Below are 25,589 nucleotides of genomic sequence, written 5' to 3' on the forward strand. Positions count from 1 at the left end.
TGACCTTTGGTCTAGACCAGCAAGGATCATCGAAACGAACAACAGGTTAACGATTGGTATAGACCAGTCACGGGGCGTCCATCGGTATGTCGGCAAGAAGTGCGGTACCGCTGCCGGCTCGAGAAATGATTTCCAACTGGCCGCCGAGGGCCTCGACGCGATCCCTGATTCCGGTCAGTCCGGACCCTTTGGCGGGGTCGGCACCTCCGGACCCGTCGTCGCGGACCGAGAGTTCGAGGTGGGTGCCGGTTGTTCTGGCCTGCAGGTGCACCCCCGACGCGCGGGCATGTTTAGCTGCGTTTGTCAGGGCTTCCGCTGCGACGTAGTACGCCGCTACTTCCGTGGATTCCGGCACTCGCGGGTCGAGGTGCAGATCCAGATCGACGGGAATCGCGGAGCGGCGGGCAAGGGCTTTCAGTGCTGGGCCGAGACCTCCCTTGGACCGGATTGCAGGATAGATTCCGCGTGAGATTTCTCGGAGATCGGCGGAGACATCGTTGAGTCCTGCCACGATGTCGGAGATCTGTTCCTTGAGCGCGGCCGGTTCGGTATCCGCCGACGCTTCAGCGGACCGGAGCGCGAGTCCAAGCGAGACGAGGCGCTGTTGTGCACCGTCGTGCAGATCGCGTTCGAGTCTGTGCCGTGCGTCGTCGGCGGCGGCGACGATCCGGGCGCGCGACGCGGTCAGTTGTGTGTGGGCTTGAGCGTTGGCGATTGCGGTTGCCAACAGATCAGTGAAGTCGCCGACGCGTGCTTCGGTGTCTGGCGGTAGGGGATCGGGGCCGGTTGACCCGACCACCGCCGCGCCCCACAGGTTGCCGTCGACGACGATCGGCACGCCGACCTCCGAGTTCTGCGCCGAGTCGATCCGAGCGCAGTGGCCGGAACGGAAGACTCGTGCCGCAATACTTTCGCCGTCGACGGGGTGGGGTGCGCCCCGCGCAGACCCACCGACCGGTTCTGTGTTGGAGGCCACCAACATGGACATACCGTCAGGACTGAAGCAATACAAACCGGTCGATCGATTGCCCAGTATTCGGGTCAATTCCGCTGCGACGGAAGCGCATACGTCCGACGGGGAAGTGCCGTGCGCAATCAGGGTCGCAACGCGTCGGAGTGCGGCCTGTTGCTCTACGAGAGCCCTGAGCTCCGCATGGCTCGCTTCGATCATCTGTTGGGCCACGCGGCGCTCCGTCACGTCGCGGCCGGCCGCATAGAGCGAATCGCGCGCCGGGACGGTGTTCCATTCGATCCATCGCGCGGAGCCGTCTTGGCAGACGAGTCGGGATTCGAATTGTGCAACTGGAAGACCTCGGGCCAGATCGTCGAGAGCCTCGATGGTTCGTGCTCTGTCGGCAGGATGGACAAGATCCAGGAAGGGTCGCTTCAACATTTCCTGTGACGTGTACCCGAGTGCCTTCTCGAACGCCGGGTTCACTCGCTTGCAGAAACCGTCGATGCCGCCGATGCAGAGCAGATCGGACGAAAGATCGAAGAACTTCTCGAGATCGTCGACGCCGACCGCGGATGCGTGATCGCTCGATTTGCGATCACGAGTCGAGCGCAGCAACTCCGTCAGGCGGCCCAACAATCCGACCGTCTTACCCGGGGCGATTCTCGTCCGAAAAATATCCATGAGTAACCCGTTGCGACAAAAATTGCCGCGGCCATACCGCCCAGCGCTGACGAGGCATCGGTTTCCTGCTTCAGTCTACGGCGACGGCAGGTGACTAAGCCATCGCGCGTGCGCTTGGAGACTCGAGCAGTCAGCATGCTTGGAGGTAGGTGACAACAGCGAGTACTCGGCGGTGGTTTTCACCGGTCTCGGTGAGTTCCAGTTTGGTGAGAATGCTGCGGACGTGTTTCTCGACGGTGCCCGGCGTGACACACAGCCTGTGGGCGATACCCACGTTCGAACGTCCTTCAGCCATCAACGCCAGCACTTCCCGTTCGCGCGTGCTGAGGGCGGCAAGTGGGTCGTTTCGTCGGCGAACCGTCACCAACTCCCGAACCAAGGCGGGGTCGATAACTGCCGCGCCCTTGGCAATTCGCTGGAGGGTCTCGACAAAATCGTCCACGTCGGTGATGCGGCTCTTGAGCAGGTAGCCAATCCCTTGACCGCTTGCGAGCAACTCCATTGCCTGCTCGACGTCGGCGTGCGCCGACAGGACCAGGATGCCGGTTTCCGGGAGTTCGTCGCGGATCACCTTGGCCGCGTCGAGTCCTTCGGTCGTATGAGTCGGTGGCATTCGGATGTCGACCACCACGAGATCCGGCGACATTTCCCGGACCGAATCCAGCAATTGCTCCGCGTCGCCGGCCTGACCCACAACGTCGACGCCCGAGCGGGTCAGCAGGCTTGCGAGACCTTCGCGGAGTAGGACGTCGTCCTCGGCCAGCACCACCCGGACTGCGCTGCGGCCGTTGCTGTCTCTATCTCGATGTGGTGCAACGAAACTGAAATCTGTCATCGTCGACTCCGAGACTCCCGGTCCATGACTGGGTGTTCACCCAAACGTCGCCGGGCCGATCAACTTCGAGCCTACCGAGTTGCGGTCTGCAGGTATACGCGAGGACGGCGATGTTGCTCCGGGGCGACTCGGTGGTGGCATTGAAGGTAGCGGGAATGGCGGCAGTGGGGGCAGTCGGTAGCGCAGATGGGCGTCAGCGGTGACGACATCGGTACGTGTGCCGACGATTCTGGGAGTCAGAAGTAATTTCGGGAGGCAACATGACCACATTGCAAGGAGCACCTGTGCCGTCAGCGCACTACCGACAAGCGTGACGGTCGTGGTCGGAAGATTGGTCTCTCGTGATCGCGACGTTCTTCCTCAGGAGGCACAGTTTCGTTATCGACAAGCGGAGCCTCGCCAGTGATAAGGATTGCGACAATGACGAATCGAATGGCGTATCAACGGATTGTAGGTACCAGATCGCACATAGAATTCCTCAATATCTTGGACGAGGAAGAATTCGATAGTCCGGATCGGACTATGGGAATTCTTCGAAACTGGGCACGCCAGTATCTCACTGAGCCACACCAGGATTTGGGGCGAGCAGGTCCGGTGTGCCCATTTACCGGTCCATCGCTGGAACGACGCCTTTTCTGGGCAGGAATCGTCCAAGGTGACAACATAGATTTTTCCTTGATGACAAAGATCGCGCAGGACATGGCCGACATATTTCCGGAGCTGAGTCCCAGTGACGGGAAAGATGCAATATTCAAGGCGATTCTGGCGATATTTCCGGATCTGACTGATTTCTCGATCATTGATGCGGTTCAGTCGTATGGAAAGTCGACCTTCATCAACAAAGGCCTGATGCTGGGACAGTTCTATCCAGGGTGTACCAGGCCCGGTTTATGGAACGACGACTTCAAACCACTGGATGCACCGCTTCCGATGCTGGCGGTGAGGCACATGGTCAGCACGGACTACCCGTTCCTGACCGAACGTTCCGAATGGATGGCTGCGTATTTGAAGCGGTTTGCGCCGACTGTCCCGCCGCCTGCCCGCGCCTACATCGTCTCGAAACTGGAGTCTTAGCACGACGCGCTGGAGTTCGAACAATGGGCAGGAGTGCACCGTGAATGAATTGCACGATCAAGTTGCTGCGGCGGTCGAAGAATTCCAATTCCCGGTCGTTGTTCATGACCACTCCACTTTTGATCTTCCAGTTTTATCGCCGAAAGATGTTTCGAGGACACTCGGGATTCCGCTGGGGCGGATCACGAAATCGATCCTGTTGCAACAACAGTCCGGAACCCGTCTTGTCCTTGCGGTGTGCCCGATCGATCGGCGGATCGACATGGCGTCGATTTCCCGTCATCTGGGGTTGGGTCGGCTGGAAGTGGCGGGTGAGGACAGCGTCTCGAAGAAATGTGGATATCAACGTCTCGGAGTGTCGCCGCTCGGATTGCCGCGCGACATTGTGGTTGTCATCGACACATCTCTGATGGCCTACTCCACTGTCGTGGTCGGCGGCGGGAACGTCGGCGTCGAGGTCGAGCTGAGTCCGTGGGATCTTGCCGAAGCGTGCGATGGACAGAATGTGGAGATAACTGATGGATGAGATTCGACTCAGTAGCAACGACGCCCGCGTTCCCGAATCGGACGTGGATCCCGAACTTACTCCCGCCGATTCACCCTCAGATCCGTTTCCGCTGTCGTCTGCTCAATACGGTGTGTGGCTTGCGCAGCAACTCGTTCCGGAACTGCCGCACTGCATCGCCGAATACGTCGAGTTCCACGGAGAACTTGATCTTGCGCTGTTCCGCTCGGTGGCGGTGACCGCTGGGCGCGAGGTTCAGTGGGCCTTCCTCCGACTGATCGAGGTCGATGGCGAGCCCCGCCAAATTCTTGATCCCAGTCAGGACAAGGAACTGGGATTTGTCGACTTTCGTGGTGAACGCGACCCGGTCGCGGCAGCACAAGCCTGGATGCGCGACGAATACACAACGCCGACGGATCCCATGCGTGAGCGTTTGATCGCGTCCTCGCTGCTGCAAGTCGGCGATGCTCATTACCTCTGGTACGGCCGGGCTCACCATGTAGCGCTCGACGCCTATGCCGCGGTGACGATGGTCAATCGCATGGGCGTGATCTACACAGCTGCTGTGGAGGGGCGTGAACCGCCGCCAAACCCGACGGCAGACCTGCGCACCTTGTACGAACTCGACTGCGCGTACCGCGCTTCAAGCCGCTTCGAGTCCGATCGCGCCTACTGGTCCGAGCGACTGGGGGGCATGGCGGAAGGCTCGAGTCTCGCCGAGCGATATGCGATTCCGGTCGCCACCGACACGCTGGTCGCGTCGTCGTTGGAGGAGAATACTGTTGCGCGTCTGACGGATTCGGAAAGACACGCGAGCGGAACGTCGGCGGCCACCATCATTGCCGGGTTTGCCTGCTACCTCTCCCGGATGACGGGGCACACCGATGTCTGCGTGCAGATCCCCGTTTCCGGCCGGACAACCGCTGTGCTCCGCCGATCAGGCGGAATGCTCGTCAACATCGTTCCACTGCGGATTGATATCCGCCCCGACGACACTGTTGGCGAACTGGTCGATCGTGTCCGACTCGAGTTGACCGGTGCACTGCGCCATCAGCGCGGCAATCTCGAAGAGATCGCCCGTGGCTTGAGTGCCGGTGCGCGGCGTTCCATGGCCACCGGGCCGATCGTCAACGTGATGCTGTTCCGTCAAGAGATCAACTTCGGATCGGTGCGCGGTGAGTTCCACGTGCTGACGTCAGGTCCGATCGACGATCTGCTGGTGAATATCTATCAAAGTGGCACTCCAGTAAGAACATTCGTCGAGTTCCGGGGAAATCCGGGTCGCTATACGGAAGGCGAGTTGCAATGCCATCATCGCGGCTGCGTCGCAGTTGTCGAGGAGTTCGCCGCGGCCGGCCCGGCGACACCGATTTCCACAATCCATGCTGCCAGCGCGGTGGTGGGCAAGCGCCGGATGGAAACAGTGCAGCACCTGGACTATTGGCGGCGCAGCCTGGCAGGTCTCCCGGCGCGGTTGGACCTGCCGACGGATCGGCGTCGCTCGACCGATAGTTTCCCGTTGTTGGAATCGCGCCAGGTCGAACTGGGTGCCGAGTTACATCGCCAGCTTGAATCCATTGCCCGCGAGCGCGGTTCGACAGTATTTGCGGTGATGCATGCGGGTCTGGCGGTACTGCTGGCTCGATTGGCTGCCGCCGACGACATCGCGGTGGGAGCGCCGGTTCGCAGGCGGAATGAGGCAGCTGACCCAGTCGTCGACGCGGTTGTCCTGCGGACTCGAGTCGATCCGGACATGTCCTTTGCCGACCTGGTAGATCAGGTAAAACGATGCGAGCGTGATGCATTCGCTCATGCCCAGGTGCCGGCGGAACGGGTCGCGGAGGCTGTAGGTTCGACTCTTTTCCACGTAATGCTGGGCGTCCGTGGCTGTGAGCCGACCACGGCGGCGGATGTGGCTCTCACCGCGCCCGATGCATGGAATCAGTCACGGAACTGCGACCTGAATATGACGGTAGGCGAAAGGTTTACCGATTCCGGTCGACCTTCGGGCGTACAGGTGGATCTCGGGTTTGCCACCGACGTGTACAACCCGGAAACAATCGATATTCTCGCCGAGCGTCTGGTGCGTGTGCTCGAGTGTGGCGTCGCGAATCCTGAGGTTCGGATCTACGAGATGGATCTGCTTTTGCCGTCGGAGCATGAATACCTGACACCGGTACGGGGTGGGGCCGCACTGCCACCACGGAGTTTGCCGCTGCTTTTTGCAGAGGCTGTCGCTGCCGATCCGACCGCGATTGCTCTTGTGGGCGGCGATTGCACACTGACGTACGAAGAGCTGGATCGCCGATCGAATCGCCTGGCCCACTATCTGATCGGCCGTGAGATAGGACCCGAGTCGGTGGTGGCTATCGGACTGCCACGGTCGATCGACTCGGTGATGGCGTTATTGGCCGTCACGAAGAGCGGTGCGGCGTTTGTTCCGGTGGATCCGGGATACCCGTCGGCGCGACTCGAACACATGCTCGTCGATTCCGGGGCGGTACTCGGTGTGGCGATCACCAGCTATGCCCGAAAACTGCCTCAGACGGTTCCGTGGCTGGTGCTCGACGACCAGGACACCGCTACCGAGATCGTGGGTTCCTCCGCTGCGCCGGTGACCGACGGGGAACGGACAGCGACTCTCGACATCGACCACCCGGCATACGTGATCTACACATCCGGGTCGACCGGGATTCCGAAAGGGGTGGTGGTGCCGCACCGTGGGTTGCTCGACCTGATGACGGAGCAGTGCACACGATTCGAGACGGGGCCGCACGCGCGAATATTGCACTGTGCGTCTCCGAGTTTCGACGCGTCGGTGTTCGAATTGATGTGGGCCTTGGGGTCGGGAGCCCGATTGGTGATCACGCCGCCAACCACATACGGCGGTGACGAACTCACGGCGCTGCTCGATCGCGAGAAGATCACACATGCCGTCCTCACACCTTCCGCGCTGGCATCACTGGACCCGCGGGGGCGAACCTCGCTCCAGTGCCTTGTTGTTGCCGGGGAGGCATGTTCGCCGGAATTGGCGGGTCGGTGGTCAGCCGGCCGGTTGATGTTCGACGCCTACGGCCCGACCGAGTCGACGGTCATGGCAAATGTCGGGCCGATCGAGTCGGGTAGCGAGCTACTGACACTGGGAGGTCCGATCCGCGGTCTCGCCGAAGTAGTCCTCGACGATCGGCTGCGACCCGTGCCGGTCGGAGTGGTCGGGGAGTTGTATCTGGGCGGCGTCGGCTTGGCGCGCGGCTATCGGAACCAGACGGGAACAACAGCGTCGAGGTTTGTTGCCGATCCGTTCGGACCTCCGGGGCGCCGTAGGTATCGCACCGGGGACATGGTGCGATGGCGCCATGATCAGGAGGGACGTCTGACAATCGAGTACTTGGGCCGCAACGATTTTCAAGTGAAGATCCGCGGTTTCCGGATAGAACTCGGCGAGATCGATGCGGCATTGACCGAACATCCGAGCGTGGCATTTGCGGTTACACTCGGACACACCGAACCCACTGGAAACACCGAACCCACTGCAAACACCAGCTTGGCATCGTATGTGCTTCCCGCCGGTGACAACAACGTCGACCCAACTGAATTACGAACCCACGTCCGGGGATTGCTGCCCGACTACATGGTGCCGGCAACAATCACCGTGCTCGACGCTATCCCTCTGACCCCGGTCGGCAAGCTCGATCGCGGCGCCCTGCCAGAACCCGATGTCGGGGCATCAAGATCCGAGTTCCGGCAGCCTCGAACCCCCATCGAAGAGACCATCGCCGGTGTGTTCGGCGAGGTGCTGGGTATCGAGCACCTCGGCGCCGATGCACACTTCTTCGACCTCGGCGGAAATTCTCTGAGCGCGACCAAAGCTGTGGCGCGGATCAATTCAGCGCTCAACGAGGGAGTGAGCGTGCGGGACCTGTTCGACGAACCTACCGTGACGGCGCTCGCAGGCTGGATCGAGCGCACCGACGGACGGACGTCCGCGGGGCCCGCTTTGACGGCAGGTGTGCGACCCGAGAGAGTTCCGGTGTCCCTTGCCCAGCATCGTATGTGGCTGGTCAATCAATTGGACACATCGTCGCCCGCGTACAACATTCCCATCGCGCTCCGCCTGACCGGAGAACTGGATACGGACGCCTTCCGAGCGGCGCTGACAGACGTCGTCGAGCGTCATGACACCCTTCGCACGGTGTACCCCGGATCGTCGGACGGTCCGCACCAGGTGGTCGTTCCGACAGGGCAAGTGCTTCGGGATTTCAGTCCGGTCGACGTGGCAGGTGAGAGCGAATTGCTCGGGCGCATCGAGAGGCTTGCGTCGTCCGGATTTGATGTCACAGAAGAAGTTCCAGTACGAATAGCGTTGTTCAGGGATGGCCCAGAGCGGTACGTGCTGGTGATTGTGGTGCACCACATCGCTGCCGACGGTTCGTCGATGCCGCCGCTGGCCCGCGATGTGATGACCGCGTACACCGCGCGGGCGAACCGGCGAATCCCGGATTGGGCGGCGCTTGCGGTGACCTATGCCGATTACACCTTGTGGCAGCGCCGCCTGCTCGGCGTCGAATCCGATCCGGGTTCACTTGCCGGCGAGGAGCTCGCGTACTGGCAACAGGCGCTGTCGGGGTTACCGGCCGTCCTGCCGTTGCCGACGGATCGAGTCCGCCCGACGTGGCGGCAGATGCGAGGAAGCTCAGTGCACTTCGAGATCGCTGCGCAGTTACATCGCGCCCTGCAACTTCTTGCGCGCAAGCATGATTCGACGATATTCATGACCATGCATGCGGCGCTGGCCATCCTGCTCAGCCGGTTGAGTGGGAGCGGCGACATTGTGGTGGGAACTCCGGTAGCCGGGCGTGGTGAGGCTGCACTCGACGATATGGTGGGCATGTTCGTCAACACAGTGGTGTTGCGGACGGCAGTAACATCCGGGTCGTCGTTCGAGAAGGTGCTGGCGACGGTCCGAGAGAGCGATCTGGGGGCGTTCGCACACGCCCAGATCCCGTTCGAGCAAGTGGTCGAGGCAATCGATCCGGTCCGCTCGACCGCACACTCACCGTTGTTTCAAGTGATGCTCGAGTTCAGGAATGCCGCGTTGCCGGAACTGGCGCTCCCGGAATTGACCGTCGAACTTCTCGAAGTGGACGTCGAGGTCGCCCGGTACGACCTGCACTTGAGTCTCGCCGAGGACTTCGATCCCGGCGACAATTCTCCCGCCGGGATGTCTGCGTCCTTCGGTTTTGCCGTCGACATTCTCGACCGGGATACCGTGCAGGGCTTTGCGGATCGATTTGTACGCATCCTCGAGGACATCGTGACTGCGCCGTCAACCCGAGTGGGGGATATCAGTCTCCTCTCGCCGGCGGAATGTGCTGAGTTGGTTCCGGTGTCGGGTGTTGCGGGTGGTCGGGTGTTGGTGTTGCCGGAGTTGTTGGCTGTGGGGGATCCGAACGCACTGGCTGTTGTGTGTGGAGATCAGCGGTTGTCGTATGGGGAGTTGGATGTTCGGTCGAATCGGTTGGCGCGGTTGTTGATTAGCCGTGGTGTTGGTTCGGGGTCGTGTGTTGCGGTGGCGTTGTCGCGGTCGGTGTTGTCGGTGGTGGTGTTGTGTGCGGTGGCGAAGTCGGGGGCGGCGTTTGTTGCGGTTGATCCGGGGTATCCGGCGGCGCGGGTGGAGTTCATGCTTGCTGATTGTGGTGCGGTGCTGGGTGTTACGTCTTCGGAGCATGGTGGGGTGTTGCCGGGTTCGGTGCCGTGGGTGGTGCTCGATGATCCCGAGTTCGAGGGTGCGTTGGCGGGGTTTGATGCTGGGCCGGTGACGGATGTGGATCGGGGCGGAACACTGCGTCCGGATGGGGCGGCGTATGTGGTGTATACGTCGGGGTCGACGGGTGTGCCGAAGGGTGTGGTGGTGACGCATCGGGGTTTGGCGAATTTGGTTGTGGATCAGTGTGTTCGGTTCGGTTTGGGTGCCGACTCGGTGGTGTTGCATGGCGCGTCGCCGAGTTTTGATGCTGCGGTGCTCGAGCAGTTGTGGGCGTTGGGGTCTGGTGGTCGGTTGGTGGTGGCTCCACCGGGGGTGTTCGGTGGGGAGGATCTTCGGGAGTTGTTGGTGCGGGAGAGGGTTTCTCATGTTGCGTTGACGCCGACGGTGTTGGGGACTGTTGATCCGGCTGGTCTGGAGGATTTGTCGACTGTGGTGGTGGGGGGTGAGGTGTGTTCGGCGGAGTTGGTGGCGCGGTGGGCTCCGGGTCGGGTGGTGGTGAATACGTATGGTCCGGCGGAGGCGACGGTGCAGTCGAATGCGAGTGTGCCGTTGGTGGTGGGGGATCCGGTGACGATTGGTGGGCCGATTCGGGGTGTGGCGGAGGTTGTTCTTGATGGGTGGTTGAGGCCGGTTCCGGTGGGTGTGGTGGGGGAGTTGTATCTTTCGGGTCCTGGTTTGGCGCGGGGGTATGTGAACCGGGCGGGGTTGACGGCGTCGAGGTTTGTGGCGGATCCGTTTGGCGACTGCGGGCGGAGGTTGTATCGGACGGGGGATGTGGTTCGGTGGCGGCGGGTTTCGGGTGGGGGTCTCGCGTTGGAGTTTGTGGGTCGTGGTGATTTGCAGGTGAAGGTGCGGGGTGTTCGGATCGAGTTGGGGGAGGTGGAGTCGGCGCTGTTGGGGTGCGAGGGGGTGGTTCGGGCTGCGGCTGCGGTGCGGGAAGATCGGTTGGTCGGGTATGTGGTGCCGGAATCGTCTGTAAGCCTGGATATTTCGGTGATTGTGGATTGTGTGGCAGGGCGGGTGCCTGCGCAGATGGTGCCGGCTGCGGTGGTGGTGGTTGGCGAGTTGCCGGTCACTCCTAACGGAAAGCTAGACCGCGAGGCCTTGCCCAAGCCGGATCTTTCTGCTGTTCGGGCGGAATTCCGAGCTCCGGTATCCGAGATGGAATCGGCGTTAGCAGGGTTGTTCGAGGAGGTGCTCGGACTCGAATCGGTAGGCGTGGAGGATTCGTTCTTCGCCCTCGGCGGCGACAGCATCGTTTCGATTCAATTGGTCTCACGGGCAAAGGCGACCGGAATAGTTTTCTCACCGCGAGATGTGTTCGAGCGTAAAACAGTGGCTGGGTTGGCGGAGATTGCTGTCTTCGGTGACGGACTGGAGGCAGCCACGTTGGAAGAATTGCCTGGGGGCGGGGTCGGCGAGGTTCCGTTGACGCCGATAATGCGCTGGCTCCTCGAACGGGGCACGTCGGGGTTCACTCGCTTCTCACAGGCGCTGATGCTGAATCTGCCGGAGGCAATAGACGAACAGAGCTTGGCGAGCACGGTGCAAGCGGTGCTCGACCATCACGACATGCTGCGCTCTCGACTACGGAGGCAAGCCGACGGTCATTGGACGTGGGAGGTGTTGCCGGAAGGAGGGATTCGAGCGGACCGCCTCATCTGCCGGGTACCGATGAGAGGGAAGCCGGGAAGTTCCCAGTTCAATAACCTCGCGTCTGCGGAGTTGGATGCTGCGGCGGACCGGCTTGATCCCGGTGCCGGTGTGGTGATGCAGGTGGTGTGGTTCGAACCTGTGGAGGATGGCGCGCACGGCTGTGTTCTTGTGGTGGTACATCATTCGGCTATCGACGGTGTGTCCTGGCGAGTGTTGGTGCCGGATCTGGCGATTGCGTGGTCGCAGATCGTGGCTGGGGTGGAACCAGAGTTGCCGGCGGTTGGAACGTCGATGCGTCGCTGGGCTCATGGGCTTGTCGAGGAGGCCCGTCGGCCGGAGCGAGTAGCGGAACTCGACCGGTGGCGAGCGATGACGGCCGGCGACGATCCGGTGATCGGGTCGCGGCCCCTCGACCCGTCGGTCGATGTGAACAGATCGACGGATCATGTTTCCGTGGAACTGCCCACCGACGTGACAGAAGCCTTGCTGACCACAGTTCCTCAGGCGTTTCACGGTGGGGTCAGCGATGGGTTGCTGGCTGCGTTGGCAGTCGCGGTCACGCAATGGCGGCGAGATCGCCGACCGATGTCGGCAGGTGCCCCGATTGCCACGACGCTCATTGCGCTCGAAGGCCATGGACGAGAGGAGACCGCGGTCCCCGGTTCGGATCTGGGTCGTACCGTCGGCTGGTTCACCACGAGTTTTCCACTGCGCCTGGATCTTGCAGACATTGATCTCGACGACGCCTGCGCAGGTGGCCCGGCATTGGCTGCCGCTGTCAAAACTGTCAAGGAACAGATCCGGGCGGTACCCGATCACGGGATCGGGTACGGGTTGTTGCGGTATCTCAACGAGGACACCGCTTTTGAGATGCGGGAGCTCGCAACACCGCAGATCGGATTCAACTATCTGGGGCGCGTCGGAGCATCAATCCCGGACGGAATCGGATGGTCGCCACTAGATGATAATGGCAGGCTCGCGGGCTCCGACCGTGGTGGTGCTCAGGATCCTGACATGCCGATAGCGAGCGTCCTGGAGATCAACGCCGTGACTCTCGGTAGCCAGGGCAAGCCCCGATTACGTGCGACGTGGTCCTTCCCAACGGGGGTGCTGACTGTCGACGAGGTGAGCGAGCTGGCACGGTTGTGGACCGAAGTGTTGACCGCGCTGGCCGACCATCCCATCGGGGGGCGGACACCGTCGGACCTGGCCTTGGTCAGTCTCGGCCAAGGTGAGATCGACGTGCTCGAGGACAGGTATCCCACATTGAGTGATGTGTGGCCGTTGTCCCCGCTTCAGTCCGGTTTGCTGTTCCATGCCCTGTTGTCCGAGGAGTCGGTAGACGCGTACGTCGTGCAATTGACCGTCGAATTGCGGGGTGAGGCCGATTCGGAGCGTTTGCGTCAGGCGGGTCAGGTGGTGCTCGATCGCTACCCGAATCTGAGGACGGCATTTGTCTCCGACCTCGAACCCGGGCCGGTGCAGGTGGTCCAGGAACACCTGACGGTCGTGTGGTCGGAGATGGACCTCTCGGAACTCGACGAGGAAGCGCGCCGCCTGGAATTGGATCGGGTGATGGCCTCTGACAGAGCACACCGTTTTGATCCCACGCGTGCGCCGCTGCTGCGCTGGTTGCTCATCACTACAGGTCCGCAGAGCTACCGGCTCGTAATGACCAATCATCATCTGCTGCTCGACGGTTGGTCGACGCCACTCTTGTTGCGTGAAGTGCTGCTGGCTTATGCCGCAGGTGAAGATGCCTTGCCCAGGGCGTACCCGTACCGCGACTACCTGGCGTGGATCAACCGGCAAGATACCGCTAGATCTGTGGACGAGTGGGTCAAACGACTTGGCGGCGCCCCGAGCCCTACCCTGGTCGCACCTGCCGATCCTGGTCGTCGGTACAGCGAGTCGCGGGATGTGTTCGGTGAGTTGACCGAGGAGCAGACTGCGGGGTTGATGTCGTTTGTTCGGGGTCGGGGGGTGACTGTGAATTCGGTGATCGAGATGGCGTGGTCGATTGTGTTGGGTGGGTGGACTTCTCGTGATGATGTGACGTTCGGTTCGACGGTGGCTGGTCGTCCTCCGCAGGTTGCGGGTGTGGAGTCGATGATCGGTTTGTTTGTCAATACGGTGCCGGTGCGGGTTCGGTTGGATCGGGGGGAGACCCTTGGTTCGCTTCTCGGCCGGATTCAGGCTGAGCAGGCTGGGCTTTTGGATCATCAGTATGTGGGTTTGGCGGATATTCAGCGGGCGGCGGGGCCGGGTGCGGTGTTCGACACGATGACGGTGTTCGAGTCGTATCCGGTCGATCGTGGTGGGTTGACTGCGGAGACGGATATTGCGGGTATGCGGGTGGTTGATGTGAGTGGTGTTGACGCTGCGCACTATCCGATCGGCGTCGTTGCGCACCTGGACAACCGACTACACATCAGAATCAAGTATCTACCGGAACTTTTCGACAACGACCCGATGAGCAGTGCTGTGCAGCGAGTTCTGCGTGTCATCAACACCACAGTCGCAGATCCTGACCTACCACTTGCAGCGCTGGACGTGCTCTTGCCCTCGGAGCGGCGGGAACTGGCTCCAGTTCAGGGTGGTTTGCCCGCGAAAGAACATGTGCTTCCGGAATTACTGTCGGCTGCGCGGGACCCGAACGCACTGGCTGTCGTGTGTGGTGATGAGCGGTTGTCGTATGGGGAGTTGGATGGTTGGTCGAATCGGTTGGCGCGGTTGTTGATTAGCCGTGGTGTTGGTTCGGGGTCGTGTGTTGCGGTGGCGTTGTCGCGGTCGGTGTTGTCGGTGGTGGCGTTGTGTGCGGTGGCGAAGTCGGGGTCGGCGTTTGTTGCGGTTGATCCGGAGTATCCGGCTGCGCGGGTCGAGTACATGCTCACCGATTCTGTGGTGACGGTGGGGATAACGAATTCGGATTGGCACAATCGATTACCTGGATTTGTGGACTGGGTGGTGCTCGACGATCCCGAGTTCGAGGGTGCGCTGGCGGGGTTTGATGCTGGGCCGGTGACGGATGTGGATCGGGGCGGAACACTGCGTCCGGATGGGGCGGCGTATGTGGTGTATACGTCGGGGTCGACGGGTGTGCCGAAGGGTGTGGAGGTGCCGCATCGGGGTTTGGCGAATTTGGTTGTGGATCAGTGTGTTCGGTTCGGGCTAGATGCCGACTCGGTGGTGTTGCATGGCGCGTCGCCGAGTTTTGATGCTGCGGTGCTCGAGCAGTTGTGGGCGTTGGGGTCTGGTGGCCGGTTGGTGGTTGCTCCACCGGGGGTGTTCGGTGGGGAGGATCTTCGGGAGTTGTTGGTGCGGGAGAGGGTTTCTCATGTTGCGTTGACGCCGACGGTGTTGGGGACTGTTGATCCGTCCGGGCTTGTGGATTTGTCGACTGTGGTGGTGGGCGGTGAGGTGTGTTCGCCGGAGTTGGTGGCGCGGTGGTGTTCGTCGGGTCGGGTGGTGGTGAATACGTATGGTCCGGCGGAGGCGACGGTGCAGTCGAATGCGAGTGTGCCGTTGGTTGTGGGGGATCCGGTGACGATTGGTGGGCCGATTCGGGGTGTGGCGGAGGTTGTTCTTGATGGTTGGTTGCGTCCGGTTCCGGTGGGTGTGGTGGGGGAGTTGTATCTTTCTGGTCCTGGTTTGGCGCGCGGGTATGTGAATCGGAGAGGGTTGACGGCGTCGAGGTTTGTGGCGGATCCGTTTGGCGACTGCGGGCGGAGGTTGTATCGGACGGGGGATGTGGTTCGGTGGCGGCGGGTTTCGGGTGGGGGTCTCGCGTTGGAGTTTGTGGGTCGTGGTGATTTGCAGGTGAAGGTGCGGGGTGTTCGGATCGAGTTGGGGGAGGTGGAGTCGGCGCTGTTGGGGTGCGAGGGGGTGGTTCGGGCGGCTGCTGCGGTGCGGGAAGATCGGTTGGTCGGGTATGTGGTGCCGGAATCGTCTGTGACCCTGAATGATTCGGCTGTGATTGTGGATTGTGTGGCAGGGCGGGTGCCTGCGCAGATGGTGCCGGCTGCGGTGGTAGTGGTTGACGAGTTGCCGGTCACCCCTAACGGAAAGCTGGACCGCGAGGCCTTACCCACGCCGGATCTTTCTGCCGTTCGGGCGGAATTCCGAGCTCCGGTATCCGACATGGAATCGGCATTAGCAGGGTTGTTCGAGGAGGTGCTCGGACTCGAATCGGTAGGCGTGGAGGATTCGTTCTTCGCCCTCGGCGGTGACAGCATCATGTCGATTCAGCTTGCTGCGCGGGCAAAAGCTCAGGGCGTGGTCATCTCCCCGCGGGATGTGTTCGAGCGTAAAACAGTGGCTGGGTTGGCGGAGGTAGCAGTTGAGGCGGGTGGGGCCGACGTAGCGAAGTTGGAGGAAATGACGGGCGGTGGTGTCGGTGAGGTTCCGTTGACGCCGATAATGCGGTGGCTCGTCGAGCGGGGTGGCTCGGGATTCAATCGCTTCTCGCAGGCAGTGATGCTGAATCTGCCGGAGGCAATAGACGAACAGAGCTTGGCGAGCACGATACAAGCGGTGCTCGACCATCACGACATGCTGCGGGCTCAATTGCGTCCCGACACACATGGATCGTGGGGCTGGAAAGTCCTGCCCGTCGGATCAATTCAAGCAGAGAAGATAATTCGGAAAGTATCGACCGGGCGTGGCGGCGCCGATTTCCGTGAGGTGACTGCATACGAGTTGGACGCTGCGGCGGACCGACTTGATCCCAGCACTGGCACCGTAGTGCAGGTGGTCTGGTTTGATCCCCCACATTCCGGCGATCAGGGTTGTGCGCTGGTGGTGGCTCACCATACGGTCATCGACGGGGTGTCGTGGCGGGTATTGATACCTGACCTGGCGATTGCGTGGTCGCAGATCAGTTCCGGTAGATCACCGGAACTGGAACCGGTCGGGACGTCTATGCGTCGTTGGGCCTACGGGCTTGTGGAGGCGGCTCGTCGACCGGAGCGGGTAGCCGAACTCGCGTTGTGGCAATCGATGGCTAGGGGCGAGGACCCCATGATCGGGTCTCGGCCCCTCGACTCCTCAATCGACGTGAGCACCACCGCGGACACCATCGAGATTGACTTACCCCCGGAAGTGACGGAGGCACTCCTCACCACAGTTCCGGAAGCGTTCCACGGTGGTGTGGTCGACGCTCTACTGGCGGCACTCGCCGTCGCGGTCACGACATGGCGGCGTGAAGACAGCCCCTCCCTTGCGGATGTGTTGATCGGGCTCGAGGGTCATGGGCGCGAGGAAGGTGCGGTCCCCGGCTCGGATCTGAGTCGAACCATCGGCTGGTTCTCCACGAGTTTCCCACTGCGGTTAGATCTTTCGGACATCGATCTCGACGATGCGTGTTCGGGTGGCCCGGCCTTGGGTGCTGTTGTCAAATCTGTCAAGGAACAGCTTCGGGCGGTACCCGATCACGGGATCGGCTACGGGCTTTTGCGCTATCTCAACGAGGACACCGGACTGGTGTTGGGGGAGTTGCCAACACCGCAGATCGGCTTCAACTATCTCGGCAGGGTTGGCGCCGGTGCTGTATCGAACGGGTCCGGGGCGGCGTGGATTCCGATCAACGGAGACAGCGACCTGGGTGGTGCACAAAATCCGGATACGCCGTTGCCGGCTGTGCTCGACATCAATGCTCTCACCGTCGACGGCGAAGACGGCAGGCCGAGACTGCGCGCAATCTGGTCGTTCCCCACAAGGATACTGGGCAAGGGCGATGTTCAAGTGGCCGCGAGGATGTGGTCCGAAACGCTGGCAGCGCTGGCCGCCGACTCGGGTCACCCGGGTGTTGGTGGCCGGACTCCGTCGGATCTGGCCTTGGTCAGTCTCGGTCAAGGTGAGATCGATCTGCTCGAGGACAGGTACCCCGCATTGAGTGATGTGTGGCCGTTGTCCCCGCTGCAGGCAGGTTTGCTATTCCATGCGTTGGCGTCCGAGGGATCGGTGGACGCCTATGTTGTGCAGTTGGTTGTCGAATTGCGGGGTGAGGTTGACTCGCAGCGATTGCGCCGTGCCTGCCAATCGGTGCTCGATCGCAATCCGAATCTGCGGACCGCCTTTCGCACCGACGTCGGATCTCAGCCGGTGCAGGTGGTGCACGATTTTGTCGAAGCACCGTGGTCGGAGATCGACCTTTCCGGATTGGACTCCGGCGCCCGCGCTCGTGCCTGGGATCACCTGATGGCGGAGGATCGCGCTACCCGCTTCGAACCGACTCGAGCTCCGCTGTTGCGGTGGAAGTTGGTCAGCACCGGCCCGGGAAGCTATCGCCTGGTGATGACCAATCATCATCTGCTGCTCGACGGTTGGTCGACGCCACTGCTTCTGAAGGAAGTGCTGGTGCTTTACGCAACCGATGGCGCGGCGCTGCCCCGGGTACGTCCCTATCGGGACTTTCTAGCCTGGATCGCCGGGCAGAACAAGACAGAGTCACTTGACGTCTGGGCCAAGGCATTCGACGGTGTCGACGAGCCGACGTTGGTTGCGCCTGCCGATCCTGGTCGTCGGTATCGCGAGTCGCGGGATGTGTTCGGTGAGTTGACCGAGGAGCAGACTGCGGGGTTGATGTCGTTTGTTCGGGGTAGGGGGGTGACTGTGAATTCGGTGATCGAGATGGCGTGGTCGATTGTGTTGGGTGGGTGGACTTCTCGTGATGATGTGACGTTCGGTTCGACGGTGGCTGGTCGTCCTCCGCAGGTTGCGGGTGTGGAGTCGATGATCGGTTTGTTTGTCAATACGGTGCCGGTGCGGGTTCGGTTGGATCGGGGGGAGAGTCTTGGTTCGCTTCTCGGCCGGATTCAGGCTGAGCAGGCTGGGCTTTTGGATCATCAGTATGTGGGTTTGGCGGATATTCAGCGGGTGGCGGGGCCGGGTGCGGTGTTCGACTCGATGACGGTGTTCGAGTCGTATCCGGTCGATCGTGGTGGGTTGACTGCGGAGACGGATATTGCGGGTATGCGGGTGGTTGATGTGAGTGGTGTTGACGCTGCGCACTATCCGATCGGACTGGTCGCTCACGTCGACGCGGTAGTACACCTGACAATCAAGTTCCTCCCAGATCTCTTCGACCACAACGTGATAGACGAGATGATGCAGCGAGTCCTCCGTGTGATCGACGCAGCGGTTACCGACCCGGACCTGTCAATCGGCGCGCTGAACGTACTCTCGCCGGCGGAATGTGGTGAGTTGGTTCCGGTGTCGGGTGTTGCGGGTGGTCGGGTGTTGGTGTTGCCGGAGTTGTTGGCTGGGGGGGATCCGAACGCACTGGCTGTTGTGTGTGGTGATGAGCGTGTGTCGTATGGGGAGTTGGATGGTCGGTCGAATCGGTTGGCGCGGTTGTTGATTAGCCGTGGTGTTGGTTCGGGGTCGTGTGTTGCGGTGGCGTTGTCGCGGTCGGTGTTGTCGGTGGTGGCGTTGTGTGCGGTGGCGAAGTCGGGGGCGGCGTTTGTTGCGGTTGATCCGGGGTATCCGGCGGTGCGGGTGGAGTTCATGCTTGCTGATTGTGGTGCGGTGCTGGGTGTTACGTCTTCTGAGCATGGTGGGGTGTTGCCGGGTTCGGTGCCGTGGTTGGTGCTTGATGATCCCGAGTTCGAGGGTGCGCTGGCGGGGTTGTCTGCTGGGCCGGTGACGGATGTGGATCGGGGTGGAACACTGTATCCGGATGGGGCGGCGTATGTGGTGTATACGTCGGGGTCGACGGGTGTGCCGAAGGGTGCGGTGGTGCCGCATCGGGGTTTGGCGAATTTGGTTGTGGATCAGTGTGTTCGGTTCGGGCTAGATGCCGACTCGGTGGTGTTGCACGGCGCGTCGCCGAGTTTTGATGCTGCGGTGCTCGAGCAGTTGTGGGCGTTGGGGTCTGGTGGCCGGTTGGTGGTTGCTCCACCGGGGGTGTTCGGTGGGGAGGATCTTCGGGAGTTGTTGGTGCGGGAGAGGGTTTCTCATGTTGCGTTGACGCCGACGGTGTTGGGGACTGTTGATCCGTCCGGGCTTGTGGATTTGTCGACTGTGGTGGTGGGCGGTGAGGTGTGTTCGCCGGAGTTGGTGGCGCGGTGGTGTTCGTCGGGTCGGGTGGTGGTGAATACGTATGGTCCGGCGGAGGCGACGGTGCAGTCGAATGCGAGTGTGCCGTTGGTGGTGGGGGATTCGGTGACGATCGGCGGGCCGATTCGGGGTGTGGCGGAGGTTGTTCTTGATGGGTGGTTGCGGCCGGTTCCGGTGGGTGTGGTGGGGGAGTTGTATCTTTCGGGGCCGGGGTTGGCGCGCGGGTATGTGAACAGGGCGGGGTTGACGGCGTCGAGGTTTGTGGCGGATCCGTTTGGCGGCTGCGGGCGGAGGTTGTATCGGACGGGGGATGTGGTTCGGTGGCGGCGGGTTTCGGATAGCGGTTTGTCTCTGGAGTTTGTGGGTCGTGGTGATCTGCAGGTGAAGGTGCGGGGTGTTCGGATCGAGTTGGGGGAGGTGGAGTCGGCGTTGCTGGCCTGTGTGGGGGTGGTTCGGGCGGCTGCTGCGGTGCGGGAAGATCGGTTGATCGGGTACGTGGTGCCGGAATCGTCTGTAATCCTGGATACTTCGGTGATTGTGGATTGTGTGGCAGGACGGGTGCCGGCGCAGATGGTGCCGGCTGCGGTGGTGGTGGTTGGCGAGTTGCCGGTGACGCCGAATGGGAAGATCGATCGGGATGCATTGCCCACACCTGACTTCGAAGCCCAGCGCGCAGAATATCGGCCGCCTCGAGAAGGCGTGGAAGCCGCGGTCGCCGCGGCGTTTGCAGATGCACTGGGTATATCGCGAGTGGGCGCCGACGACAATTTCTTTGCACTCGGAGGCAATTCGTTGACAGCCACCGCAGTGGCTGCGCGATTGCATCAATCGATTGAGGCCGAAGTGCCGGTTCACTGGATTTTCACCGAGTCGACGCCCGCGACGTTGGCGCACCGAATTGCGACGTGCACAGCGGAGACGAACGACGCGGTCGGGGTAATGCTTCCCCTGCGGGCCACGGGGAATCGTGAACCGCTCTTTTGTGTCCATCCCGCGATCGGGTTGGCGTGGTGTTTCAGTGGATTGGTGCAGTATGTGGACAGTGACCGCCCGATCTACGGAATCCAATCACCAGCACTGACAGATTCGTCCGTGCATTTCGATTCGCTCGACGATCTCGCGGCCCGCTACGTCCGTGAGATCCGATCCGTGCAGCCACACGGGCCCTATCATCTGCTCGGATACTCTGTGGGTGGCCAGATCGCACATGCAATGGCGGACAGGCTTCGTCGTGACGGTGACGACGTTGCAACGCTCGCGATGATGGACAGTCGCTTGATGACCGAGATTGACGCTCCGATGCCGTCTGTCGCGCGATTGGTCGCCGAGTTCGCCGAGGTTGATTTACCCGATGCGCTCGAGGAAGACCCCACATTCGATCAGGTCGCGGAGTTGCTGCGCCGCAAGGGCGGATTCTTTTCGACACTGACGGCCGATCACCTCGGGACTTTGTACCGGCAGTACTGCAAGCTGGTCGATGATGCCGTGGCGCACCACCCGTCGAACCTTGATCTCTCCGATCTTCTCTACTTCAGCTCTGTGGAATCGCGCGAAGCCGAAAGGAATGGCGGACCCGAAGGCTCGATCGGGGCAGCGGACTGGAAGGACTACATCGTGGGCGACATCCACGAGTACAAGATCCCCACGACGCATGAGCAGATGACGAGCCCTCCGGGTTTGGCAGTCATCGGTCCGATCCTGAATCGCCACCTGGCGTCGGTTGGCCTAGTGACCGGCGCCGAGTTCGATGAGGACAACACCGGCGGCAATCAGGGCAATTCCCGCCGCCATGAGCTTCGTCAGGGCTTCGCGAAACAGGATTCGGCACGCGAGGGCAGTTAGCGCCACCCCGCAGGCCGTCCAGATTCCGTACGCCACTCCGAGGGCAAGGCCGGCGTCGAGCGCGAGTGTCAGAAACGCGAAGGAGGCCACATAGCCCACGCCCACCACGACGAACCATTTCTTGTTGCTTCCAGTTTGCGAAGCCATGCGCAGCGCCAGGGTGGCGGAAACCTCGGACAGGATCGCCGCGGTCAGAAATATCCAGGTCACGCCGGGTCACCCGATTCGCGGGTAGCTGCCGCTTGCGAGCCGAGTTCGACACACAAGACTCCACCGATGACCAAGGCAATGCCAAGCCCCATCGTCACAGTCAAAGGATCGCCGAAGAGAATCGTTGCGAGAATTGCGGTCAGAACAACTCCGGTCGCTCCCCAGATTCCGTATGCAACACCAAGTCCCATACCTGCGCGGAGAACGAACGACAGCGCGGTGAAGGCTGCCACGTATCCCACAGCGACCACTACGTACCAGGCAGGGTGATCGAGAGCGGCGCGCAACGAAAGCGTGGCGGTGACCTCGGTCACGATTGCGGCAATCAGTAGTAGCCATTTCTTCACAAGCCGTGATTCTGTCAGAGCAGTAGCCGCTGCTCCGACGGAGAACTTGCGGCGACGCAGATTCTCGACTGCGTCACTCCCAGGTGCAGCGCCTGGACTCGGTGATCGATCGCGCCGCGCCCCCGTCCGGCAGAGGTTCCCTTGACAGCGAGTACCTGGCAGCGGCCCACGCCGTCGTCCAACGGAATGTTCGAGCTGTGTACGGGCTGGACGACACACAACCGGCTTCGGCGGCGCTCAGATGTGGACGCGGATCCTGCAGCCAACGACTTGCCGTGCTGGAGACGCTGGACCGCAGTCGCGGGAACTGGAGTGCGTCCGGCTAGCGCCGTGGTCGAGGTCTAGGCTGTTCTGCATGTCTGTGCGCACACCGTTGGTCCCCGGAACCGTCTCACCCGTCCTTGCTGTGCCCTCGAAGATCGAGCGGCCCGAGTACGCGTGGAAGCCGACAGCCAAGGAAGGCAACGAGCCTTGGGTCCAGACGCCGGAGACCATCGAGGCGATGCGCGTCGCGAGCAAGATCGCCGCGCGGGCGTTGCAGGAAGCGGGCAAGGCCGTTGCACCTGGCGTCACGACTGACGAGCTGGACCGCATTGCTCACGAGTACATGATCGATCACGGTGCGTACCCGTCGACGTTGGGCTACAAGAGCTTTCCCAAGTCCTGCTGCACCTCACTGAACGAGGTGATCTGCCATGGAATTCCCGATTCCACGGTCATCCAGGACGGTGACATCGTCAACATCGACGTCACCGCATACATCGGCGGCGTGCACGGCGACACCAACGCCACCTTCCTTGCCGGTGATGTATCCGAGGAGCATCGACTTCTTGTCGAGCGCACCCACGAAGCCACGATGCGGGCGATCAAGGCCGTCAAGCCGGGCCGCGCGCTCAACGTGATCGGTCGAGTCATCGAGTCTTATGCTCACCGATTCGGATACGGCGTCGTGCGTGATTTCACGGGCCACGGCATCGGCGAGACCTTCCACAACGGCCTCGTGATCCTGCACTACGACGAGCCTGGCGTCGAAACGATCATCGAACCCGGAATGGTCTTCACCATCGAACCGATGATCAACCTCGGTGGCATCGACTACGAAATCTGGGAAGACGACTGGACCGTGGTCACCAAGGACCGCAAGTGGACGGCTCAGTTCGAACACACCCTGGTTGTCACCGACAGCGGTGCCGAGATCTTGACTCTGCCTTGACCCTGCGCGGTGCCCTGCTCGTAGCGGGTACGACCTCCGACGCGGGCAAGAGTGTCCTTGTCGCCGGGTTGTGTCGGATGCTGGCGCGTCGCGGTGTACGCGTCGCGCCCTTCAAGGCGCAGAACATGTCCAACAACTCCGTCGTCACTCTCGACGGCGGGGAGATCGGCCGTGCTCAGGCACTTCAAGCCCGTGCCTGCGGTCTCGAACCGAGTGTGCGGTTCAACCCGGTACTGCTCAAGCCGGGAAGTGACCGGACATCGCAGCTGGTCGTTCGTGGCAAGGCGATGACAACTGTCGGTGCGCGGGACTACATGCAGCACCGTGCTTGGCTGCGCGGCGTCGTCGCCGAGGATCTGGCGTCGTTGCGTAGCGACTTCGACGTCGTGATTTGTGAGGGTGCCGGTTCACCGGCTGAAATCAATTTGCGGGCAACCGATCTCGCGAACATGGGATTGGCGGAAGCGGCTTCCATTCCGGTAATCGTGGTCGGCGACATCGACCGCGGTGGGGTGCTGGCTCATCTTTTCGGAACAGTCGCGGTTCTCTCGCCGAGTGATCAGGCCTTGATCGCCGGCTTTGTGATCAACAAATTCCGTGGTGACGTCGGGTTGCTCGAGCCAGGACTCGAACAACTCCGCGAACTGACCGGACGCCCGACGCTGGGTGTCATCCCGTTTGCCGACGAACTGTGGCTCGACGCGGAGGATTCGCTGGGAGTCACCGGTAATGCACCGGTGGGTCGCCCCGGACAGCCCGTCGGTTCGGCGTGGTTGACGGTCGCGGCAGTTCGGTTGCCGCGCATTTCCAATTCGACGGACGTCGAAGCTCTCGCCTGCGAACCGGGGGTTGCGGTTTCGTGGGTCACCGACCCGGCACGTATTCGCGACGCAGACCTCGTGGTGATTCCAGGCAGCAAGTCCACCGTGAGTGATCTCGAGTGGTTGCGCAGCACGGGCCTGGCCGACGAGATCATCGCTCGAGCAGGCCGCGGGCAAGCCATCCTGGGAATCTGCGGTGGTTATCAGATGTTGGGCAAATCCATCGTCGACGACGTCGAATCAGGATCGGGCACTACTGCCGGACTTGGATTGCTCGAACTCGACATCGAATTCGCTTCGGACAAAGTGCTGGCTCAGGTCGACGGTCACTACGACGGTATTCCGGTGTCCGGGTACGAGATTCATCATGGACGGGTGATCCGCAACAACGATCTTCCGTTGTTGACCGCTGCCGACGGTTCGCCGGAAGGAAGTGTTCGAGGGTCGGTTCGCGGCACCCACTGGCATGGACTTCTGGAAAGCGACGCCTATCGCCGCACCTTCCTGACGGACATTGCCGGTGTGGGGTTTGTCGTGGCGCCGGATACCTCGGTGGCTGCGGTTCGTGAACAGCAACTCGACCTCCTTGCGGACCTCGTCGAGAAGTACCTGGATAAGGACGCACTCGAGGAACTGATCGGCGGGGGAGTCCCGAATGGATTGCCCGTCATCACCTCTCACGTGAATCGCGTCTGACGCTCGCTAGGTTCCTACGCGGTGATCGGGACAGCCGTTCCCGTTACAGCGATGCCTCCCTGTACCGGAATATCGACGAGTAGGACGCTCGGACGGCCGACGTGTCTGCCCTGGTGGATTGTGATGCGCCGAGGAGTGTCAGCGGGATCGAGTGCCCGCAGGTATCCGCCGGTGGAAGCCGCCGCAGATCCTGTTGCCGGGTCTTCGGTGATGTTGCCCGCGGGGAAGAGATTTCGGGCTTCGAAAGTGTTGGCGTCCAATTGATGCAGGAAGGTCACGGTTCCGGCCCAGCCTTGTGCGTCCATGAGAGTGCGCATTGCCGCGGGGTCGAAGGTGAACTGGTCGAAGGTCGATTTGTCACCGAGAACCACAATCGGATGGGTGTTTCCGGCATACGACAGCTGCGGCGGAAAGTTGGTGTCGATTGCCGACGAGTCGATGCCCACGAGGCCGAGTAGTGCAGTGAGCACGGCATGGTCGATGGGCGAGACTGCAGGTTCCACGCTGGTGAACGTTGCGTGAATGCCTGATGCCTCTGTTGTGGTCGTGATCGACACCGGTCCGACGGATGTCTCGAACGTGAAGGTTCCGGCGCCGTCACGTTCGGTGAGCGCCACCGCCGTGGCAATGGTGGCGTGACCGCAAAATGGAATTTCCGCAATCGGGGAAAAGTATCGAATAACGTTGTGTTGCTTGTCTTCCTCGGATCCAGGCTTGGTGACAAATGCAGTCTCCGCGTATCCGATGTCCGTTGCGATGGCCTGCAACTCCGCGTCGCTCAGCCCCCGTGCGTCCAGCAACACTCCTGCGGGATTGCCGCCCGCGGGATCGGAGCTGAATGCGGTATATCGAAGGATATCGGGTGTGATGGCCATGGAACTATCGTCCCTCGTGGACGAGCCGGCAACAAATGGCCGGATGGTCGGAAC

11 protein-coding genes are annotated in these 25,589 nt (G+C 61.6%); 5 read left to right on the plus strand and 6 right to left on the minus strand.

The genetic code is table 11. The features are described 5' to 3' along the window. Positions 1-67: 67 nt before the first annotated feature. Both KYT97_RS00415 and KYT97_RS00420 read right to left on the minus strand, forming a co-directional pair. On the minus strand, positions 68-1,636 hold the full coding sequence (locus tag KYT97_RS00415; RefSeq protein ID WP_219111558.1) for a sensor histidine kinase: 1,569 nt from the start codon (positions 1,634-1,636) through the stop codon (positions 68-70). 130 nt (positions 1,637-1,766) lie between these two features. After that, positions 1,767-2,471 (minus strand): response regulator, encoded by a 705-nt coding sequence (locus KYT97_RS00420; protein WP_219111559.1) that lies wholly within the window; start codon positions 2,469-2,471, stop codon positions 1,767-1,769. 420 nt (positions 2,472-2,891) lie between these two features. On the opposite strand from KYT97_RS00420, the gene KYT97_RS00425 reads away from it, so the two are divergent. From KYT97_RS00425 to KYT97_RS00435, 3 genes are read left to right on the plus strand one after another with little or no spacing between them, the layout of a single operon-like run. Then, positions 2,892-3,545, plus strand: a complete 654-nt coding sequence (locus KYT97_RS00425) for a DUF6875 domain-containing protein (protein WP_095885994.1) — start codon at positions 2,892-2,894, stop codon at positions 3,543-3,545. 40 nt (positions 3,546-3,585) lie between these two features. Continuing rightward, positions 3,586-4,071 carry an aminoacyl-tRNA deacylase gene (locus KYT97_RS00430; RefSeq protein WP_219111560.1) on the plus strand — a complete coding sequence of 162 codons (486 nt, stop codon included), beginning with the start codon at positions 3,586-3,588 and terminating at the stop codon, positions 4,069-4,071. Continuing rightward, positions 4,064-21,373 carry a non-ribosomal peptide synthetase gene (locus tag KYT97_RS00435; protein ID WP_219111561.1) on the plus strand — a complete coding sequence of 5,770 codons (17,310 nt, stop codon included), beginning with the start codon at positions 4,064-4,066 and terminating at the stop codon, positions 21,371-21,373. The genes KYT97_RS00430 and KYT97_RS00435 overlap by 8 nt, the downstream gene beginning before the upstream one ends. On the opposite strand, the gene KYT97_RS00440 is transcribed toward KYT97_RS00435, so the two are convergent. From KYT97_RS00440 to KYT97_RS00450, 3 genes are read right to left on the minus strand one after another with little or no spacing between them, the layout of a single operon-like run. After that, positions 21,257-21,583: a DMT family transporter gene (locus KYT97_RS00440; RefSeq protein ID WP_219111562.1), complete on the minus strand. Its 327-nt coding sequence runs from the start codon at positions 21,581-21,583 to the stop codon at positions 21,257-21,259. The genes KYT97_RS00435 and KYT97_RS00440 overlap by 117 nt on opposite strands. Further along, positions 21,580-21,930, minus strand: coding sequence for a DMT family transporter (locus tag KYT97_RS00445; RefSeq protein WP_219111563.1), 351 nt, complete (start codon positions 21,928-21,930; stop codon positions 21,580-21,582). The genes KYT97_RS00440 and KYT97_RS00445 overlap by 4 nt, the downstream gene beginning before the upstream one ends. Positions 21,931-21,944: 14 nt before the next feature. After that, positions 21,945-22,196 carry a hypothetical protein gene (locus tag KYT97_RS00450; protein WP_219111564.1) on the minus strand — a complete coding sequence of 84 codons (252 nt, stop codon included), beginning with the start codon at positions 22,194-22,196 and terminating at the stop codon, positions 21,945-21,947. Between the two features lie 89 nt (positions 22,197-22,285). On the opposite strand from KYT97_RS00450, the gene map reads away from it, so the two are divergent. Together map and KYT97_RS00460 are read left to right on the plus strand one after the other, a co-directional pair. Continuing rightward, the gene (gene map / locus KYT97_RS00455) at positions 22,286-23,143 is read left to right on the plus strand and encodes a type I methionyl aminopeptidase (protein WP_219111565.1); all 858 of its coding nucleotides are present in this window, start codon (positions 22,286-22,288) and stop codon (positions 23,141-23,143) included. Positions 23,144-23,145: 2 nt separating this feature from the next. Then, entirely contained in the window at positions 23,146-24,660 is a 1,515-nt protein-coding gene (locus KYT97_RS00460; protein WP_219112748.1) for a cobyric acid synthase, read from the plus strand. Between the two features lie 14 nt (positions 24,661-24,674). Here KYT97_RS00460 and KYT97_RS00465 read toward each other — a convergent pair whose 3' ends face one another. Then, on the minus strand, positions 24,675-25,535 hold the full coding sequence (locus tag KYT97_RS00465) for a PhzF family phenazine biosynthesis protein (protein WP_219111566.1): 861 nt from the start codon (positions 25,533-25,535) through the stop codon (positions 24,675-24,677). Between the last annotated feature and the right edge of the window lie 54 nt (positions 25,536-25,589).

It is taken from the genome of Rhodococcus globerulus (assembly GCF_019334125.1).
Classification (GTDB): Bacteria; Actinomycetota; Actinomycetes; order Mycobacteriales; family Mycobacteriaceae; genus Rhodococcus_F; species Rhodococcus_F globerula.

Excerpts from the sequence above, each read along its gene's own strand:
- KYT97_RS00420 (WP_219111559.1), bottom strand. The coding sequence starts at position 2,471 with ATGACAGATTTCAGTTTCGTTGCACCACATCGAGATAGAGACAGCAAC.
- KYT97_RS00425 (WP_095885994.1), top strand. The coding sequence starts at position 2,892 with ATGACGAATCGAATGGCGTATCAACGGATTGTAGGTACCAGATCGCAC.
- KYT97_RS00415 (WP_219111558.1), bottom strand. The coding sequence starts at position 1,636 with ATGGATATTTTTCGGACGAGAATCGCCCCGGGTAAGACGGTCGGATTG.
- map (WP_219111565.1), top strand. The coding sequence starts at position 22,286 with ATGTCTGTGCGCACACCGTTGGTCCCCGGAACCGTCTCACCCGTCCTT.
- KYT97_RS00465 (WP_219111566.1), bottom strand. The coding sequence starts at position 25,535 with ATGGCCATCACACCCGATATCCTTCGATATACCGCATTCAGCTCCGAT.
- KYT97_RS00435 (WP_219111561.1), top strand. The coding sequence starts at position 4,064 with ATGGATGAGATTCGACTCAGTAGCAACGACGCCCGCGTTCCCGAATCG.